The sequence below is a fragment of the Lacunisphaera limnophila genome, assembly GCF_001746835.1.
In the GTDB taxonomy this organism is placed as follows: Bacteria; Verrucomicrobiota; Verrucomicrobiia; order Opitutales; family Opitutaceae; genus Lacunisphaera; species Lacunisphaera limnophila.
This window is the reverse complement of sequence record NZ_CP016094.1, coordinates 182,214-199,935: the sequence shown is the minus strand read 5'-3', so window position 1 is coordinate 199,935 and position 17,722 is coordinate 182,214. Positions and strand designations below refer to the sequence as shown.

The following is a 17,722-nucleotide window of genomic DNA, read 5'->3' as shown; positions in this document are numbered from 1 at the left end:
GCCCAGAAGCCGGCGCGGGGTCAGGCGAAATCCACCCGGACGATGGCGCGTTCGAAGTCGGTGGCCGCCAGCAGGGGCGGGGGCGTCATCCGGCCGAGGCGGGCCACCCAGCGGTCGGGAATGTGCTCGAGGCGGGTGGCGTAGGCCGTGGCGATATCGTTGTAGTAGGTGCGGGCGAGGGCCACGCGTTGTTCGGTCGCGACGAGTTCCTGGTGCAGCCGGGCGAAGCTGGCCTGCGCCACCAGGTCCGGGTGGGCCTCGATGACCGCGCGGAGCGGAGCGGCGAGCCCCGTGAAGTCGGGGCCCGCGACGCCGGGTGGCGTGGCCTGCTGCTGAGCGCGGAGCGCGGCCAGGGCGGTCTGGGTGCGCGCCTCGTGACCGGCGAGGCCGGCGCAGGCGGCGACGAGGCCGGGGATAAGATCGTGCCGGCGCTTGAGCTGGACGTCGACCAGCGACCAGCCCTGCCGGGTGCGTTCCCGCAGGCTGACGAGGCTGTTGTACACCATCCAAACCCAGCCCAGCGTGAAGACGGCCAGAAAGCCGGCGCCCACCGCGATAAAATGCCAGGGGACAAACGGGACCGCCCGGAAGGTCTGGTAGAGCAGAAAACCGCCCAGCGTACAGACGAGGCCGAAGAAAAGGCAGACCCAGGACCAGACCGCGTGCCCCGACTGCACCTTGGCTTCCGAGCGGGCGGAGATGAGAAACAGCTCGGCCGCCGGGTCGGCGGCGATCTCGGCGGCCACGACATCGGTGCGTTCCCGCGCCCGTCCGACGACGAAGAGCGGCGTATGCAGCGGCAGGCCGTACTCGGTGAAGCGCCGGCGGTGGTCGGAATGGGCCACGGCGGCGGCCGGGGCCTTGGCGTAATAAAGCGCATCGCCGCGGCTCACGGTCTCGTCGAACAGCCGCAGCGGCTCGATCTTCGCCCCCTCCGGCCGGACCAGCACGATGCCGGTCTCATCCCGGACGTAGAAATCAACGGTCTCACCGCCGGACGCGATCTCCGACCAGCCGCTTTCGCGCCGGGTCGTGGTCCGCGACCGTCCCTTGCTGTCGGTGGTCGTCTCGGTGACCAGCCGGGACCACTGTTCCTCGACGACGTAGCGGTAATGCACGCAGCGCATCGCGGCGAGGGTGCTGGTGAGCGGCGCCGCGCATTCGGCGGTGCCCTGCAGTTCGGTCAACCCGATGAACACACCCGCGGCTTTCGAGGTCGGCAGGTCCGCGAGCAGGCGATGGCGGCGACGGAGGTGCAGGCTGCCCCAGAGCAACAGCGGGGCGGCGAGGGCGCTGAGCAGGATCAGCCAGGGCATGGGCTGGGGAATGCGGGAGGGTGGCCGGGCACGGGGAAGTGGCGGCACACTAGAATCCGACCGGCCGGTCGCAAGGCTGCGTTGGACGAACCCCGGCGGCCAGCCGAGGCCCAAGATCGGGCGAACCGGGCGGGAATTGCGTGTAACTTTGGCCGCGGCCGTGTGTGCTGGAGGGACAACACCATGCACGACACCCGCCTTCAGGACGCGTTGGCCCCATCAACTGAGCGCGGGGTGGCCCCCCGTGGCGCCGTCACCCCGGGCCCCGGGGCGCGGATCCGCGGCTTGATGCTGCTCGCGCTGGCCCTGCTGGGGCTGGCCGGCGCCGCGCATGCGGCGGGGCCGAAGCCGGAGGGGGAGTTCGGCAAGGACATCCAGCTGGCGCCCTTCGTGGTGAAAGGGAAGGCCCTGACGATCTCGATCCACGCGCGCTCGAAGGGCGACCGGCGCTATGCCGAGCAGTTTGCCGAGGCGGTGGTGAAGGTGGTTTACGAGGCCGTGACCGAGGAGACGGGCAAGGGGCTCGTCATCATCGGCAAGAAAGGCGAGCCGCACCCGGTCTTTGTCTTCCGGCAGTTCCTCGCGCTTGCGCAGGAGGGGAAGCTTGATCCCGCCGTCGCGGCGCGCGCGCCGGAGCTCAATACGATGTTGCACCATTGGGAGAATGCGCTCGGGGACGGGACGGTGGAGGCGGATGAAACGGAGGGCACGGAGCCCCCGGACCTCGAATTTGAACAGATTATCGCGGCGTTGCCGCTGCCCCTCGAGGGCATCGGGGCGCAGCTTTACCAGCTGGCGTGGCGGGAAAATTTTGATCCGGCGAAGGTGGAGGCCCGGTGGCGGGCACTGCGCCCGGCGGATCTGGAGGGCAGCCTGTTCGCGCGTTTTGACTGGGTCTTTTACCTGCCGCCGCGCGGGGCGTTCGAGCAGGCGGTGGACCGCATCATCGCGGATGCGCTCAAGGAGGAGGAGGTGGGCTTCGTTGCCCGCACCTTCGTGAAGGGGGTATTGATGGCGGTGAAGCCGGCCATCCGGCGGGCGATCGAGGCGTTGCGGCGCGGCGTGCTGTTCTCCGCCGTCGTCGGGGCGAGCACGGATTTCAACCCCGGGCAGGTCGAGACGCTCATGGGCGCCTACGTGAACGCGATCGGTGCCAAGGAAAAGGGCGAGACCGGCACCGAGCACGAGCGGGCGGTCCGCGCCGTGCGCGCGGCGATCGCGTCCCTGCCGGCAGCGGAGGTGGAACCCGAGACGGTGCCCGCCGCACCGGAGGCGCCGGCAGAAGGAAGTTAAGCGCGAGGATGCCCCGGCGCGCGGCCCCGGTTCGTGGTCCCGGCGCCCGGGGAGAGATAGTCCTCAGGGATTCGGGAATTGTGACGAGGAAGTCTGTGTCCGGCTATTTCCGGGCCACCCCTCCACGCTATGTCTTTCCCTCGTCCTGGGTACCTTCTCCTGATCGCCCTCCTGTTGCTCGGTGTCCGGGCTGCGGCCCAGCAGGTCGTCAATATCGACGTGAAGATCAGCTTCGTGCCGGTTTATGTGGGGCAGGGCGCCTATGCGGACCCAGGCCATGATTATTGGAACGCGGTCACCTCGGGGGTGGGCGCCACGGCTCTCCTGGCCTCGGACGGGGTCACCACGACGACGCTGTCGTTCGCGATGGACGACCCGGAGTACGCCAACATCGGTTTTGGCGGGGACCAGGAATTCGCCGGCAACCTGTTGGCGGACTACTTCTACATGGACGGCGCCACGCCGACGGCTTTCACCCTCGGGGGGCTGACGCCCGGCCACGCCTACGACATCTATTTGTATTCCCAGGCCGGATCGAGCTACTCGACGGACCGGGCGGCGACCTTCACCCTCGATGGCAGCACGCAGGGCCTGACGGCCTTCACGATCGCGGCGTATGAGGAGGGCACGAACTACGTGCGTTTTTCCGTCACCGCCACGGGGACAAGCCTGGGGGGCAGCTTCATCGGCAGCCTGGGATTCAACGAGGCGGAGTTGAACGGCCTGCAGATCGTCGACCACGGGGTCGCGGCGATTCCCGAGCCCTCCACGTATGCCGCGCTCGCCGGGCTGGCGGCGCTGGCGCTGGTGGCGCGGCGGCGGCCCCGCCGGTGAGGGTCAGGACGCGGATGACGGCGGGTGCTCGGTGAGCGCCTTGAGCGTGGCGAGGCCCTGGTCAAAATCGCGGCCGATCATCTGCTCGAAGTTCATGAACACGCCCATGAATTTGCTCATGAAGTTGTTCTCGCCGGTCATGGTCCAGCTCACCCGGGTTCCGCCGGCCTCGGGCGTGAAGGTGAATTCGCCCGTGTGGGTCGCAGCGAAGGGCTTGATGAACTCGAGGCGGGAGCGGACCAGCGCGGGAGGCCGGCTTTCGGTGATGGTCATGCGGCCCTCGCCGACCTTGCGGTTGCCCTTCCAGTGGTACGTGGCCCCGGTGCCCGTGGCGGGACCGCCGTAGGTGAACACGCACTGGGGATCGAGCTTGGCCCACGGGTTCCAGTCCTGGAATTTCCGCAAGTCGTCGACCTGCGCGAACAGTGCCGCGGGGGGCGCCGCGATGACCAGGCAGCGGGTGTAGCGGAACGTGCCCGGACGGGACGCGACGAAGAGCAGGAAGCCGATCACGAGGACGGCGAGGAGGGCGAGGAGGACGGGGAGCATGGCGTGGAAGAGCGAAGAGAGGGGACGACCGGCCGGCCGGGAAGGAGGAGTTTCAGACGCGCAGCAGTCCGCGGAACCCACGGCCGGAGTAGTAGGAGTCGGCGCCGTTGTGGCCGATGAAGACGCGGTTGTATCGCCGGTCGCCGTAGATCGCGCCGCCGAGTTTGCGGATGTCCGCCGGGGTCTGCAGCCAGCTGGAGGTCTTCGTATCGAATTCGCCGAGCTGCTGGAGAGCGTGATACCGCTCCTCCGTCAGGAGTTCGATGCCGAGGGCCGCGGCCAGCTCGGTGACGCAGCCCTTGGGCGGGAATTTCTTCCGGCCGTCCAATGCGGCGCGGTCATAGCAGAGGCTCTGGCGGCCGACGGGGCTTTGCGGCGCGCAATCGATGAAGAGGAATTCGCCGGTTTTCGAGTCCTGGCCGGTGACGTCGGGCTCGCCGCCGCTGTGCTCCATCGCGGCGAGAGCCGCGAGTTTCGCGGGGTTGGCCTCGAGCCGGGTCTGGACCCGGGCCCAAGTGAGATCCGCGTGACGGGCCTGGTTTTGCTCGAAGCGGGCCCGCAGGATCGCAAGCAGGTCCGCGGGGCGCGGGGCGGCGGGTCTTTTTTTGGCCGTGGCAGCCATGGCGGGGATTCTTGCCGGACCGGCCGGTCCGTCAACAGCCGAGCAAGCGGAGCCCGGCGTGGCTCAATGTCCGGCCGGGGTGCGCTTGGCCGTGAGCTGCTCGGTGGCGATGTCACCGACCTGGCGGGTGAGCGTGAGCTCGTCGCCCGTGAGCGTACCGGAGTAGGCGATGGTGATCTCGTTGCCTTCCATGGTGAACGCCTCGGTGAAGGAAACTTTGTCACCGTCGACCTTGACGGCCTTGAGCGGCACGGTGCCCTTGCCGAAGGAATGGTCGAAGGTGGCCGAGCCGGTCAGGGCGTCGCCCTCGTGCTTGAAGGTGAAACTGTATTTCTGGACGCCGATCTGGGAGTCGAACTCGGTGTTCCAGGTGCCGGCGAGGTCGGAGGCGAAAGCCGGGAGGAACGAGGCGAGGAGCAGGGCAACGAAGGCGAGCGGGCGGATTTTCATGGGGGTGCGGGCATCATGCAGATCGTCCCGCCGGGGGAAATCCAGAAATGCGGCGGGTGGGACGGAGGCGCAGGACGGCGGGATGGGCTAGGGCGCGGCGGGGAGGTCGGTGGGGGGCTGGCCGGTGGCGGGACGCTCGAAGGGCAGCCCGAACTCGGTGAAGCCCTCGACAAAACCACCGTGACTGAGGAAGAACTCGCCGTTTTCCACGCCCATGAAGCGATCGCGGCGGTCGGCCTTGCCGGTCTCGTCGTGGCTGAAGGTGGCGACGGTGAGTTCCTGCCAGGTCCCGTCCGCGGTCTGGATCCACTGGTTGCCGTAGCGGGCGCGGCGCAGGACGTGGCCGTTGGCGGCGCCGAAGTTCTCGGAGAAGCTGTAGAGGCCGCGCAGGTAACCGCCGTCCTTGGGCGCCTTCCAGCTGGAGATCAGCATCCAGGCGTTTTGGTCGGGCCGGAAGTAGTAGCCCGAGTAAATCGTGTGGGTCGCATCCGCGGGGCGGGCGGTGATGAGGAAGCGTTGTTTCTCCCCGGTCTTCCAGCGGTACTTCAGGTGGCTGTGGCCGCCCGTGCCCTCGTTGCCAAAGTCGCCGGCGGTGACACCCATGCCCTTGGCCACGAGGGTGACACGATCCTCGGCCGCGACCTTGCTGCGATTGACGGCCTCGTTACCGCTGTCCCAGACGCTGAAAATGATCCGGCGCTCCATGGCGCTGTTGACCTGCATGCCGAGGTAGCCGCGCTGCCAGCCGCAGGCCATGTAGAAGGTCCACAACGGGTCCTCCAGGCCGGTCACCTCGCCGTAGAACGCCGTCACCTCCGCCCCGGGCGACACCGGGTAGGACAGGTGGACGGAAGCCGCATTGCGGCGTTCCTTGATGTTGAAATGCGCGCCCGCGGTCGCCGGTCCGTCGAGGTGAAGCGCGTCGAGGTCGCCGGCGGGTTTGCCGAGGAAGTTGCGGGATTCGAGGCTGAAGCGGTAGTACCCTGATTCCGGCAGGTCGAAGCTGCCGAAGTCCACGAAGACCAGCGTCGCGCCGGCGCCGACGGCGGTGGCGTCGCGCGACTGGCCGGCCACGGTGAGACGCAGGAGAGATGACTGGCCGTCGGCGAGGCGCAGGGCGACCCGGGCATCGACGCTCCCGGGCGTGTTGATCTGGCCGAACCATTCCACCTTGAGCCGCGGGTTCTTCCAGTCGGTGATGCCGGCGGCCGAGACCTTGGCGCCCTCGGGGTTCGGGCTGATATAGGCGGTGTGGGCCGGAATGCGCCGCGAGGCCGCGTTCGCGGCCAGGAGCGGGAGGCACAGGAGGCAGGCGGCGAGGAGCCGGCGGGCCCGCGGGGGGCGGGCGGCGGTTGCGGGGGGAGTGGGGAGGGCGGCGGGAGCGGGCATGCGGCTTAGGGCAGGGGGCAGAGCCAGTGGGACGGAGAAGCGGCGAGCGGCCAAGCTCCAACCACCGGGGTCGGGTGCGGCGCGGCCTTGCCAGCCGGTCGGGATCGGCCACGCTGCAACGCACCATGGATCGCCGACAATTTCTCCTCGCGGGCGCTGCGCTGACCCCGCTCCTGTTGCCCGCCCAGGGCACGTCCGCTCCGGCCGGGGCCGCCCCCGCGCCGTTTTTCCTGCCGCCCTCGCCACCCCTCGACCATCGGGGCGACATGGATATCCGGGTGCTGGTGCGCCAGGCGGATACCGGTGGCATTTACTCCTGCGTGGAAACGGCCGTGGCACCGCGTCGCATGGGTCCCGCGCCGCACGCCCACCAGGATCTGGACGAACTGATGTACGTGTTGGAGGGCACGGCGAGCGTGCTGATGGGCGAGGAGGTCCTGGAGGTCCCGGCCGGCGGCTGGCACCTGCGGCCGCGGCGCATCAAGCACACCTTCTTCAACGCGTCGGACCACCCGCTGCGGTTTATCGACATGTATTTCCAGCAGCCGTTCGAGGACTACCTCGAGCAGATCTTCCACCGGCTGACACCGGCCAATGGCTATCCCGAGGGGTCGGAGAAGCGGCGGGAGGAGATCCTGCGGCTGACCGCGCAGTTTGGGATCATCCGGTTTCCGGAAGGTCAGCAGCAGCGCGAGGCGTTGAAGGCGCGCTACGGCCTCGGCTAAGCAAGCGGGGGCGCAGGCCCGGTCCGCGCCCGTCGCGCGGCCCGCTTAGTGATCCGCGGGATGCTTGGCGCCGGTGCCCATCGGGCGGACGTCGGAGAATTTGCTGTCGCCATCGGTCATGAGCGCATTGCTGCCGGTGGGGCCGCTCTCGCCGAGGCTGAAGGTCTGGCGGATGACATAGGGGGCGGGGTCAGTGGCGGCGACCTGCAGCTGGGACCGGGCGCCAACAAAGCGGTTCGCCATGAAGCGGTCGACGGACTCGGTGCCGCAGCTGCGCTGCACCTTCACGTCGTTGATCGTGCCGTCGCGCGAGACCAGCACGTCGAGCACGACGGTGTCGCCCGCGCGGTACTCCCGCGGGAGGACGGCCTGACGCTGGCGGCTGCGGTCGAACTTGAACGGGAGGCCCTCCGACCGGTAGGTGGGCATCGCGCCCCAGGCGGTCTGCAGGGTGCCCGCGGGCACGGCGACGAGGGACGGGGCGGGGGTGGTCGCGTGCTGGGAGCAGGCGCCGGCCGCGAGGGCGAGGGTGAGGAGGGGAAGGAGGCTAAGCTTCATGGACAGGGAGGCGATCGGGGTTTGAAGGGTGTGCCGGCCCAAGCACAGGGATAGTTATTGGGACCGCTGGGGAGCAATAAGTTCCCGGGTGGGCCTCCCCGATCGAAAGTCAGATAGCACCATGCGCGGCCTGACCCCTTTCCGCCCACTCGCCTCTCACAGGATTGATTTCAAACCGGGCGTCCGGCGGGCGAGGTCGGCCAGGACATAACTGACGGCCAAGCCGGTGAGGGTGAGCAGGGCAACCAGCCCGTAGAGATGATAGGGCAAGGCGCGGAAGAGCAGCGCCAGCGCGATCAGCACGGGGGCGTGCAGCACGTAGACCCCGAAGGAGCGGTCCGCCAGCCAGCGCAGGGGGCGGGTCTCGACGTTGACGTGTCGGGAAAACAGCGCGAGCGCGCCGAGGGCCAGCCCGAGCCCGGTCAGCTGCTCCCACACCGCCAGACCGAGGGCCTGCCAGTGGACGCCGCCAAAGAAGGCTTCGATGCCGGCCGATTTGGTCCCGAGGACGAACAGCCCCAGCAGGACCACCGGTCCGCCCACCAAGGCCAGCCAGCCGGCGTGGCGGGCTTGGGACGAGGCGGCCAGCGGCACCAGCCAGCCCCGGCGGGCGGCGTGGACGCCGGCGAGGAACCACGCGATGTATTGCGCGAAGAAGCAGAGTTGCAGGTTAAGGACGTTCGTCCCGATCGGCTGCCCGAGCCGGATGGCAAAGGACGCGAGACCGATCCCGAGCCCGCAGCCGAGGAGGAGGCGGCCCGAGGGCGGCGGGGTGGACGTCACGTTCGCCATCGGGCGCAGCTTCGTCCAGCCGGCCAGCCCGAGGCAGAAGAGCAGCAGGGCGACGGCAAACCACAGCGGACCGCTCTCGCCCAGGAATTCTCCCGACCGGACGAAGCGCGTGTAGAACGCCACGGGCGGACCGAAATCGTGATCCCACGGATTCAGCCCGAGCAGGATGAAGGGGTGGATCACCAGCATGTAGAGCAGGGCGGGCAGGCCGAGGCGGACGAGGCGTTCGCGCACGAAGGCGCCCGGGCCGCGGCGGGCGAGGGAGCCGGCGGCGAAATAGGCCGCGAGGAAGAAGAGCAGGCCCATGAAGAACGACTGCAGCATACTCTGCCAGATGATGAACGGCACCTTCGCCGCGAGCGTGGGCTCGGGATCGGCCATCATGTACCAGTCGCCCACGTGGCTGTAGGTGACGCAGGCATGCATGTTGACGACGAGTACGATGGACGCCGTGCGCAGGTGGTCGATCCACGGCAGCCGGGAAGGGGACGCGGGGCTCATAGGGCGCAGGCTGCGTCAAGCCCGGGGTCAGACAACGCAAATTCTGAAGGTCCGGCAGTCGGGCTAGGAGTGAGGTAAAAGGTAAAGCATGGCCCCTGCCGTAGCTCCCTAAAGTCCGGGAAGCGGAGCGGGGGCATTTGGACCACAAACTAAAAAGCCCGACCTATTTCGGTCGGGCTCCATGATCGCAAGTGCGGCAGCGCGATCCTCAGGCGGCGGTGCGCCGCCGGCGCACCGCGACGAAGCCGAGCGCGGCGAGGCCGGCGAGCACAGCGTACGTGGAGGGCTCGGGCACGGCCGTCACGCCGACAACCTGCCACGTGCCGAGGGTACCAGACCCATTCCAAATCTCGACAGTGCCGGTCGCGTTGAGCGCGGGGAACAGATTCGTGAAAGCGGAATAGGCACTCAGGTCGAAAACCGCTTCCCCGTTAAAGGCAGGGCTGGACATGCTGAAAGTCATGTCGGTAGGGGTGGAGGTATTCCACAGGGTGACATCGGACCCATTGCCGCCCGGGTATGCACCAGGGTCACTGTCGTTCCAGGAAGAAAGTCGGTCGAAAATCGTGATGGAAGACACGACTCCCGCGCTATCCGTCAGGGTTGATCCCGGTGTCGAAGATCCGCCATCCAGGTCCTGAACCACCACCGAGCTGGTGAAGAAATTGAGCAAAGCGATGCCATCAGAGAAACTATAGTTGGTCGCGTCAGGATACTCGATGGCGGAGTTAGCTCCCGTCGCGGTGAATTTCACGGCCGACAAATCCGACCAGTCAACGGTCATGACTACTTGGGCCTGGGATTTTCCAAGGCAAAGCAGGGCCAGAAAAAATCCGATCAGGAGGCGGCGTGGGCGAGGAACCATGGCGTGGGTACGGGTTGAGTTTGAAGGGTTGCAAATCGCTAACCCACATATTTTCAAAAAAAATATTATTCGAAGGGGCAAGCCTCCTTTTCGGGACCGGCGGAAAGGTTCAGGTCTGAAGTAAGACCAAAGCCAAGTTTTGGGTATGTCAGTCTGACGGTCATCACTCGCTCGATATAAATACCACAACCTGGGCCCTTCTGGCTCTGGGTTCATAGCCATTCGGCTCTAATCCCGAATAGCTTTACCCTGAGGCCATCGGCAGTGGTCGGCGGATGGAAGACTTCGCGCGGGTCATGTTATAAGGAGGTGTTCCCATTAGCACACTTCAACCCAAACCATTCCCGCCATGCGACCCAACCTGTACCTCACTGCCTCATTCCTGTTGCTCGGATTTTCCACCGCCACCGCCCAGTTGTATGTACCCGTTGGGGTGAATACGGGGGTCACGGCTCATTTTGCCTTCACCCTCGATACCGTCTCCAACCAGCTCCAGCTGCAGATTGACAACCGTTATGCCGGATCCGGCGGAGCGGGCGGCACGATCACGTCGTTTGGCTTCAATGCGCCCAATGCCCTGCTCGCTTCGACCAGCCTCATCAGCCAGAATTGGAATTTGCTGACCCCCGGCCGCATTGAGCCGAGCGATTGGACGCTGTCGATCCCCTATGCCCTGAATGCCGGGGGCAACAACTTCGGTCAGGACGCGGGCCTGATCAGCGGCCCCAACGCCAACGGTGGCAGTCCGCAACGAGGCATTCGATTCGGCGAAGTCGCCACGTTTGTGTTTCAGTTCGACGATTTCGCGACCGTGACCGGTTTTCTGGGGGACGATGGCGTCACCGCCCGCTGGCAGTCCATCACGGTCACGGGAGGATCTGACCAGAATTTCAGTTTGGCCAGCACCAGCGATGAAGGCTTCGGTTCGGTCGCGTTGACCCCTGTGCCCGAGCCCTCGACCTACGGGCTTGCGGGTGCCGGGGTGCTGCTGCTCGGCATCGCGATCCGCCGCCGTCTCGGTCGGCCGGGGAAGCAGTCGGTCGTCTCGGCTTGACCCTGACCCGGCCCGGGCGGCGCCTTTGTGGGCGGGGTGGAGCTCGGTTTCGGTCCTGCGCGAGTTTCCCGAACCGCCATCGCGGCCACTACGGCGCGACTAGCGGCGATAAATTACGGGGCCGGATCGTAATCGAGGTAGGGAGCCAGCCAGCGTTCAGAAACCTCCATCCACTGGTCTTTACGCAGCGTGTAATCTTCAAGCTGGTCCTTGGCCAGTTTTCCGACCGCGAAGTACTTGGAATCCGGATGATTGAAATACAGACCCGAGACCGAGCTGGCCGGATGCATGGCGAAGGACTCGGTGAGGTTGATTCCCGTGGTCGATTCAGCGCTGAGAATATCGAAAAGAGTCCGTTTTTCGGTGTGATCGGGGCAGGCGGGGTAACCCGGGGCAGGGCGGATGCCGCGGTATTTTTCGCGGATGATGTCCTTCATCTCCAGGTTCTCGGTCTTGCCGTAGCCGGAGTACTCGCGGGCCTTCTTGTGCATCAGCTCGGCGAGGGCCTCGGCGAGGCGGTCACCGAGGGCCTGGGCGAGGATGGCGTTGAAGTCGTCGGTCTGGGCGCGGAACTCGGCGGCGAACTCCTCCACGCCGTGGCCGGCCGTGACCGCGAAGCCGCCGAGGTAGTCGAGGCGGCCGCTGTCTTTCGGCGCGATGAAGTCGGCGAGGCAGTGGTTGTTCTGGTCGGCGGGCTTTTCGAGCTGCTGGCGGAGGAAGTGGAAGGTCTTGAGCGGCTTCGGGCGGACCCCCTTCGACAGGCTCAGGGCGTCGAGATTTTCGATCCCGGAGGGATCATAAATCTCGACGCTGTCGCCGACGCTGTTGGCCGGCCAGAAGCCGATGACGGCTTTGGCGGTGTAGCGTTTCTCGTCGATGATGCGCTTTAGCATGGCCTGCGCCTCGGCATAGAGCTTGGTGGCTTCCTCGCCGACGACGGGGTCCTTGAGGATGTCGGGGAAGCGGCCGTGGAGTTCCCACGTGCTGAAGAAGGGGGACCAGTCGATGTAGGAGGCGATCTCGGACAAAGTAAGAGGTAAGAAGGAAGAAGGACGAAGGTCGGAGTCCGAACCCTTCTTTATTCCGGCGTCCACCGCCGTGCTGAACACGCGGGTGCCAGTAAATTCCGGCTGCGGGATATCGATCGTGGACCAGTCGAATTTCTGTCCGCGGTTCCGCGCTTCCGCGAGGGAAAGGAGTTTTCTCGCGCCTTTGCGGTCGGCGAAGGCGATGCGGGATTGTTCCTGCTTGGCCTTGGTGTCGGCGACGAAGGTGGGCTTGTTCTCGGGGCTGAGGAGTTGGGAGACGACGCCGATGACGCGGGAGGCATCGAGGACGTGGACGACGGGTTCGTCGTAATGCGGTGCAATCTTGACCGCGGTGTGGGCGGCGGAGGTCGTGGCGCCGCCGATGAGCAGGGGGAGCTTCAGGCCGAGGCGCTGCATTTCCTTGGCGTTGTGGACCATCTCGTCGAGCGAGGGCGTGATGAGGCCGGAGAGCCCGATGATGTCGGCGCCCTTCTCCTTGGCGGCGGCGAGGATCTTCTCGCAGGACACCATCACGCCGAGGTCGAAGACCTCGTAGTTGTTACAGGCGAGGACGACGCCGACGATGTTCTTGCCGATGTCGTGGACGTCGCCCTTGACGGTGGCCATGACGATCTTGCCCTGGGCGCGGGCGGTGCCGCCGGAGGCGATGAGCGCGGCCTTCTCGGCCTCCATGAAGGGCTGGAGGTAGGCGACGGCCTTCTTCATCACGCGGGCGGACTTCACGACCTGCGGGAGGAACATCTTGCCCGCGCCGAAGAGGTCGCCGACGACGCGCATGCCGTCCATGAGCGGGCCCTCGATGATGAGGAGGGGCTTGCCGTATTTGAGGCGGGCTTCCTCGGTGTCCTGGTCAATCCAGGCGTCGATGCCTTTGACGAGGGCGTGGGAGAGGCGTTCCTCGATGGTGCCCTGGCGCCAGGCCTCTAGCACGGCGATGTCGGTCTTCTGATCCTTGACGCCACCGCCGGCCTTGAGCTTCTCGCCGTGCTCGACGAGGCGTTCGGTCGCGTCGGGCCGACGATTGAGCAGGACGTCCTCGACGAGCGCGAGTAGTTCCTTGTCCACCTCCTCGTAGACCTCGAGCATCGACGGGTTGACGATGCCCATGTCCATCCCGGCCTTGATGGCGTGGTAGAGGAAGGCGGCGTGCATGGCCTCGCGGACGACGTTGTTGCCGCGGAAGGCGAAGGAGATGTTGGAGACGCCGCCGCTGACCTTGGCGTGGGGGAGGTTCTGTTTGATCCAGCGCGTGGCCTCGATGAAATCGACGGCGTAGTTGGCGTGCTCGTCGATGCCGGTGCCGACGGTGAGGATGTTGGGGTCGAAGATGATGTCCTCGGGCGGGAAGCCGGCGACGTCGACGAGGAGGCGGTAGGCGCGCGTGCAGATGCGGATCTTCTCGGCGAGGGTGGCGGCCTGGCCGTTCTCGTCGAAGGCCATGACGACGACGGCGGCGCCGTAGCGGAGGATGGTGCGGGCCTGCTCGAGGAACTTGGCCTCGCCCTCCTTGAGGGAGATGGAATTGACGATGCCCTTGCCCTGAAGGCATTTCAGGCCGGCCTCGATGACCTCCCACTTGGAGGAGTCGACCATGAAGGGGACCTTGGCGATCTCGGGTTCGGAGCCGATGAGCTGCAGGAAGCGGGTCATGGCCGCGACGCCGTCGATGAGGCCGTCGTCCATGCAGATGTCGATGACGTTGGCGCCGTTGTCGACCTGCTGGCGGGCGACGGAGACGGCCTCCTCGTAGTTGCCGGCCTTGATGAGCTTGGCGAACTTGGGGGAGCCGGCGACGTTCGTTCGCTCGCCGATCATCAGGAAGGCCCCGATTTGCTGGGTGAAGGGGAGGGAGCCGGAGAGTTGGAGGGGTAGCGGGAAATTTGAAATCTCAGATTTGAGATTTGAGAGGGACGGAGCGGGCGACGGCAGATCCGGGCGGATGATCGTCACTTTGCGCGCGGGCTTGGGGGCCACGGCCTCGGCGATGGCGGCGATGTGCTCGGGGGTGTTGCCGCAGCAGCCGCCGACGATGTTGGCGAGGCCGGCTTGGGTGAACTCGCCCATGAAGCGGCCCATGTCGGCGGGGAGGAGGTCGAAGCCCGTTGGCGTGAGCGGATTGGGCAGGCCGGCGTTGGGGTAGCAGGAGGTGAAGGTGTCGGCCTTGCCGCTGAGTTCCTCGAGGAACGGGCGCATGAGGTCGGGGCCGATCGAGCAGTTGAGGCCGACGGAGAACGGCTTGATGTGGCGGACGGCGTTCCAAAAGGCGCCGACGGTCTGCGCCGAGATCATCGTCTCGCCGCCGCGGCCGACGGCGGCGGAGATCATGACGGGGAGATGGATTTTGTCCTCGGCGAAGATCTCGCCGAGGGCGACGAGGGCGGCCTTGGCGTTGAGGGAGTCGAAGATCGTCTCGACGAGGAGGAGGTCGGAACCACCGGCGATGAGGGAGCGGATCTGGCGGCGGTAGTCGGCCTTGACCTGGTCGAAGGTGACGACGCGGAAGCCGGCGTCGTCAGCGTCGGGGGAGTTGGAGAGGGAGACGGTGAGCGGCCCGATGGCGCCGGCGACGTAGCGGCGGCGGCCGGTGGCGTTGGCGATGCGGTCGGCCCACTCGCGGCATTGGCGGGCGGACTGGAAATTGATGTCGTGGGCGAGTTCCTGGAGGAACTTGTTCTCGAGGACGGAGGCGTAGAACGCCGGGTCCTTGCGGCCGCCCTTCTCGCGCGGGTCCTCAATGAAGAACTCGCTCTGGCCGATGCTGGTGGCGGAGAAGGTGTTCGTCTCGATGATGTCCGCGCCCGCCTCGAGGAAGCGGCGGTGGATGTCGCCGATCTCGGTCGGGCGGGTGAGGGAGTAGATGTCGCCGTTGTTCTTGAGATCCTTGGGCGCATCCTTGAAGCGCTCGCCGCGGACATCCTGCTCCGTCAGGTTGTAGGTGCGGATGGTGGTGCCCATGGCGCCGTCGATGACGGCAATGCGTTCGCTAAGCGTCTGGCGGAGAGCAGCTTCAGCGGAAGTCGGGAGGTGGGGGCGGTCAGGCATGGGCAGAGATGATCTACATATCAGGATTTAATGATATGTTTGCAAGCTTTGGATTGGTCTAACGAAGGGGGGAGGGGGGGCGGTGTTGGCGAGCTAGGAACCCCGCCGTATGCGAGGATGATATCACGATCGAGGCGGGGGCCAGCCGTCGCCAAGGCGATGGCTGCCGCAGTCGGAGACCCCGCCCGACAACAAATCCGGCACACGGTTAGTCATAGTCAAGGGATGCACAGGGTTGGGGCTTGCGGGTCGGGTGGGGCGGGTGGTTTGCTCGCGGCCTCTCCTGAGGTTCTTTCATTTTAATTCAGCAGTCACAGGGAAGGCCGTGAAAACCGGCCACAGTAGCGCTGCGGTAACGCATCACAGACCCCCATTCCGCTTCAGGGCGGGAGCAGAGCCAGTTTCCGACTCCGGTCGGGGGCGAAGGCGGGGGCGAGGCCGGTGCGAGGCACCGAATCTGAGATTTCAAATTTGAGATTTCACATTCGGGTGCGTCGCACCCGATATGCGGAGTCCGAACATCTGTCTGCGGAAACTCACCGCGCCGGGGCGTGTGCGCGCCCGGGCGACAAACCTTCATCGCACTCAATGAAGCGTGAGAGTAGAGACGTGTCTTATGTAGGCCGGGGCCCAGCCCCGGCGTGTCGGGCGCAAAGCCCGACCTACAGGGGCGGCGGTCTGCTCTTGCCGTTAGGAATAGCAGACATGCAAACCTCCCTCCCGGCGTCCTTGCGACGCCTTTCGTTCCTCGCCTTCGCGGCGCTGGCCACCGGCCGGCTGGCCGCGCAGGAATCCACCGTAGTCCTGCCGGACTACGTGACCACCGCCACGCGCACGCCCGCCGCACTGACCACCCTCGGCACGGCCGTGGAGTCGATCAGTGCCGCCGAGCTGGCACGCATGCAGGTGCTCGGGCTGAATTATGCGCTCGCCGGCATTCCCGGCGCGCCGTCCGCCGCCTCGGGCGCGCCAGGCGGTGTGACCTCGCTCTTTTTGCGCGGGTCGAATTCCAACCAGACGCTGTTTCTCGTGGACGGCATCCGGGCCAATGATCCCAACACCGATTATCAGGCCACGCTCGGCGGCCTGTGTCTCGGGGCCTGTGACAACCTCGAGGTCTCGCACGGCCCGCAAAGCACGCTGTACGGCGGCGAGGCGGTCGGCGGCGTGATCGCCATCCGCGGCCAGCGCGGCCGGGGCGCGCGGCGCGGCAGTGTCGCGCTCGAGGCCGGTTCCTTCGGCACCATCCAGGGTGCGGCCAGCGTGCAGGCGGGGGACGAGCAGGGCGGCTACACGTTCTCGCTCAGTGGCGGGCACACCGACAACGAACGCGCGAACAACGCCTTTGACAGTGCGAGCTACGCGCTGCGCGTGGACCGCCGGGTCTCGGCCAAGGTGGCGGTCGGCGCCACCTGGCGCGGTTTCATCGGCGCCTATGGCTCGCCCGGGCCGGCGATCGGCTGGGGCGCCAACGATCCCGACAACGAGGAGCGCGAGAGCAACCAGCTCGCGACGGTGTTTGCGGAGTTCACGCCGGCGCCCGGGTTCAGCAGCAAGGCCGTGCTCGGCGGCCAGGACCGGCGCTACGAATCGTTCAACGGCACGTCGACCACGCTGGTGAAGAACCGCCGCGCCGTGCTCGACTGGCAGGCGACATGGACGGCCAACGAGGCGCACCGGGTGACCGGCGGCGTCACGGCGGAGGCGAACCACACGCGCAACACCGGCTTCGGCGACATCAACCGGCGGCAGAAGCTGCTGGCCCTGTTCGTGCAGGACGAGTGGAGCCCGCTGACGAATGTCTTCCTCACCGCCGGCCTGCGCAGTGATGACCATGATAGTTTCGGCCGGGCGACGACCGGCAAGGCCACGGCGGCGTGGCTGTCGCCAGGATCCCGCTGGAAAGTGCGCGCGAGCTACGGCACGGCATTCCGTTCGCCCAGCTTCCTCGATCTCTATGGCCAGAGCTCGTACTACGTGGGCAACCCCGACCTCGAGCCCGAGAAGGCGAAGGGGTGGGATGCGGGCGTGGACTACTTCTTCGCCGACAAGCAAGGGATGCTCAGCCTGACCTGGTTCGACACCCGGATCAGCAACCTTGTCACGTTTGATTTCGCGGCCTTCCCGAGCACGGTGCAGAACGTGGGCCGGGCCCGCACGCGGGGGCTCGAGTTGTCGGGCAAGTTCACACTGCCGGGCGCCGTGGAGGTGCGGGTGGCCGGCGCGCATCTCGACGCCGACGATGTCACGAACGGTACGCGGCTGTTGCGCCGGCCGCGGCTGAGTGGGTCGCTGGACGTGTGGAAGCGTTTCGGCGCGTTCAGCGCCGGGACCGGGCTGGTGGTCGTGAGCGACAGGATGGATGTGGATGCCGTGACCTTTGCGACGATCGCCGGCGAGGATTACACGGTCATGCGCGTTTACGGCGCGTGGCAGGCCAGCGAGCGCGTGACGCTCAAGGCCCGCGTGGAGAACCTGCTCGATGAGAAATACGACCAGGTGCACGGCTACCCGCAGCCCGGCCTCGGGGCGTATGCGGGGGTTGAGTGGAAGTTCTGAGGTTCTAAATGGAGCCGGGGCGCCTGCGCCCCGGTTCTGATTGAACGGGTTGCCTTGATTGTAGGGTGGGATCGCCGAATCCCGCCTTCGTGCGAAAACCGTGCCGCGTTCGTGGCGGGATAGG

General features: G+C 66.5%; 14 protein-coding genes. 5 read left to right on the top strand and 9 right to left on the bottom strand.

Annotation, left to right across the window (positions count from 1 at the left end; all coding sequences use genetic code 11):
• Positions 1-20 precede the first annotated feature (20 nt).
• Positions 21-1,316, bottom strand: a complete 1,296-nt coding sequence (locus Verru16B_RS00870) for a LemA family protein (protein WP_069960519.1) — start codon at positions 1,314-1,316, stop codon at positions 21-23.
• Between the two features lie 183 nt (positions 1,317-1,499).
• Between Verru16B_RS00870 and Verru16B_RS00865 the strand changes: the two genes are divergently transcribed.
• A complete protein-coding gene (locus Verru16B_RS00865) occupies positions 1,500-2,609 on the top strand; it encodes a hypothetical protein (RefSeq protein WP_157772097.1) in 1,110 nt (369 codons plus the stop codon).
• 129 nt (positions 2,610-2,738) lie between these two features.
• Positions 2,739-3,443, top strand: coding sequence for a PEP-CTERM sorting domain-containing protein (locus Verru16B_RS00860; protein ID WP_069960517.1), 705 nt, complete (start codon positions 2,739-2,741; stop codon positions 3,441-3,443).
• Positions 3,444-3,446: 3 nt separating this feature from the next.
• On the opposite strand, the gene Verru16B_RS00855 is transcribed toward Verru16B_RS00860, so the two are convergent.
• The 4 genes from Verru16B_RS00855 to Verru16B_RS00840 form a co-directional block, all read right to left on the bottom strand.
• Entirely contained in the window at positions 3,447-3,992 is a 546-nt protein-coding gene (locus Verru16B_RS00855; protein ID WP_069960516.1) for an SRPBCC family protein, read from the bottom strand.
• A gap of 52 nt (positions 3,993-4,044) precedes the next feature.
• Positions 4,045-4,614, bottom strand: coding sequence for a DUF4256 domain-containing protein (locus Verru16B_RS00850; RefSeq protein WP_069960515.1), 570 nt, complete (start codon positions 4,612-4,614; stop codon positions 4,045-4,047).
• Positions 4,615-4,677: 63 nt separating this feature from the next.
• On the bottom strand, positions 4,678-5,064 hold the full coding sequence (locus Verru16B_RS00845; protein WP_069960514.1) for a hypothetical protein: 387 nt from the start codon (positions 5,062-5,064) through the stop codon (positions 4,678-4,680).
• 87 nt (positions 5,065-5,151) lie between these two features.
• On the bottom strand, positions 5,152-6,453 hold the full coding sequence (locus Verru16B_RS00840; RefSeq protein WP_083269997.1) for a DUF3472 domain-containing protein: 1,302 nt from the start codon (positions 6,451-6,453) through the stop codon (positions 5,152-5,154).
• Positions 6,454-6,578: 125 nt separating this feature from the next.
• Here Verru16B_RS00840 and Verru16B_RS00835 point away from each other — a divergent pair, with 125 nt between their 5' ends.
• The gene (locus Verru16B_RS00835; RefSeq protein ID WP_069960513.1) at positions 6,579-7,178 is read left to right on the top strand and encodes a cupin domain-containing protein; all 600 of its coding nucleotides are present in this window, start codon (positions 6,579-6,581) and stop codon (positions 7,176-7,178) included.
• A 45-nt stretch (positions 7,179-7,223) separates the two neighbouring features.
• Here the strand turns inward: Verru16B_RS00835 and Verru16B_RS00830 are convergent, their stop codons facing one another.
• The 3 genes from Verru16B_RS00830 to Verru16B_RS00820 all read right to left on the bottom strand — a co-directional run bounded on the left by Verru16B_RS00830 (position 7,224) and on the right by Verru16B_RS00820 (position 9,894).
• A complete protein-coding gene (locus Verru16B_RS00830) occupies positions 7,224-7,736 on the bottom strand; it encodes an energy transducer TonB (protein ID WP_069960512.1) in 513 nt (170 codons plus the stop codon).
• 156 nt (positions 7,737-7,892) lie between these two features.
• A complete protein-coding gene (locus Verru16B_RS00825) occupies positions 7,893-9,029 on the bottom strand; it encodes an acyltransferase family protein (protein ID WP_069960511.1) in 1,137 nt (378 codons plus the stop codon).
• A gap of 208 nt (positions 9,030-9,237) precedes the next feature.
• Positions 9,238-9,894: a PEP-CTERM sorting domain-containing protein gene (locus Verru16B_RS00820; protein ID WP_069960510.1), complete on the bottom strand. Its 657-nt coding sequence runs from the start codon at positions 9,892-9,894 to the stop codon at positions 9,238-9,240.
• 349 nt (positions 9,895-10,243) lie between these two features.
• Here Verru16B_RS00820 and Verru16B_RS00815 point away from each other — a divergent pair, with 349 nt between their 5' ends.
• The gene (locus Verru16B_RS00815) at positions 10,244-10,948 is read left to right on the top strand and encodes a PEP-CTERM sorting domain-containing protein (RefSeq protein WP_069960509.1); all 705 of its coding nucleotides are present in this window, start codon (positions 10,244-10,246) and stop codon (positions 10,946-10,948) included.
• A gap of 113 nt (positions 10,949-11,061) precedes the next feature.
• On the opposite strand, the gene metH is transcribed toward Verru16B_RS00815, so the two are convergent.
• Positions 11,062-15,039 carry a methionine synthase gene (gene metH, locus Verru16B_RS00810; RefSeq protein WP_069960508.1) on the bottom strand — a complete coding sequence of 1,326 codons (3,978 nt, stop codon included), beginning with the start codon at positions 15,037-15,039 and terminating at the stop codon, positions 11,062-11,064.
• A gap of 705 nt (positions 15,040-15,744) precedes the next feature.
• Here metH and Verru16B_RS00805 point away from each other — a divergent pair.
• Positions 15,745-17,598, top strand: coding sequence for a TonB-dependent receptor plug domain-containing protein (locus tag Verru16B_RS00805; protein WP_069960507.1), 1,854 nt, complete (start codon positions 15,745-15,747; stop codon positions 17,596-17,598).
• Positions 17,599-17,722: the final 124 nt, after the last annotated feature.

Coding starts and splice junctions, on each gene's coding strand:
- Verru16B_RS00815 (WP_069960509.1), top strand. CDS start 10,244: ATGCGACCCAACCTGTACCTCACTGCCTCATTCCTGTTGCTCGGATTT.
- Verru16B_RS00835 (WP_069960513.1), top strand. CDS start 6,579: ATGGATCGCCGACAATTTCTCCTCGCGGGCGCTGCGCTGACCCCGCTC.
- Verru16B_RS00825 (WP_069960511.1), bottom strand. CDS start 9,029: ATGAGCCCCGCGTCCCCTTCCCGGCTGCCGTGGATCGACCACCTGCGC.
- Verru16B_RS00870 (WP_069960519.1), bottom strand. CDS start 1,316: ATGCCCTGGCTGATCCTGCTCAGCGCCCTCGCCGCCCCGCTGTTGCTC.
- Verru16B_RS00855 (WP_069960516.1), bottom strand. CDS start 3,992: ATGCTCCCCGTCCTCCTCGCCCTCCTCGCCGTCCTCGTGATCGGCTTC.
- Verru16B_RS00845 (WP_069960514.1), bottom strand. CDS start 5,064: ATGAAAATCCGCCCGCTCGCCTTCGTTGCCCTGCTCCTCGCCTCGTTC.
- Verru16B_RS00820 (WP_069960510.1), bottom strand. CDS start 9,894: ATGGTTCCTCGCCCACGCCGCCTCCTGATCGGATTTTTTCTGGCCCTG.
- metH (WP_069960508.1), bottom strand. CDS start 15,039: ATGCCTGACCGCCCCCACCTCCCGACTTCCGCTGAAGCTGCTCTCCGC.
- Verru16B_RS00805 (WP_069960507.1), top strand. CDS start 15,745: ATGCAAACCTCCCTCCCGGCGTCCTTGCGACGCCTTTCGTTCCTCGCC.
- Verru16B_RS00840 (WP_083269997.1), bottom strand. CDS start 6,453: ATGCCCGCTCCCGCCGCCCTCCCCACTCCCCCCGCAACCGCCGCCCGC.
- Verru16B_RS00860 (WP_069960517.1), top strand. CDS start 2,739: ATGTCTTTCCCTCGTCCTGGGTACCTTCTCCTGATCGCCCTCCTGTTG.
- Verru16B_RS00830 (WP_069960512.1), bottom strand. CDS start 7,736: ATGAAGCTTAGCCTCCTTCCCCTCCTCACCCTCGCCCTCGCGGCCGGC.
- Verru16B_RS00850 (WP_069960515.1), bottom strand. CDS start 4,614: ATGGCTGCCACGGCCAAAAAAAGACCCGCCGCCCCGCGCCCCGCGGAC.
- Verru16B_RS00865 (WP_157772097.1), top strand. CDS start 1,500: ATGCACGACACCCGCCTTCAGGACGCGTTGGCCCCATCAACTGAGCGC.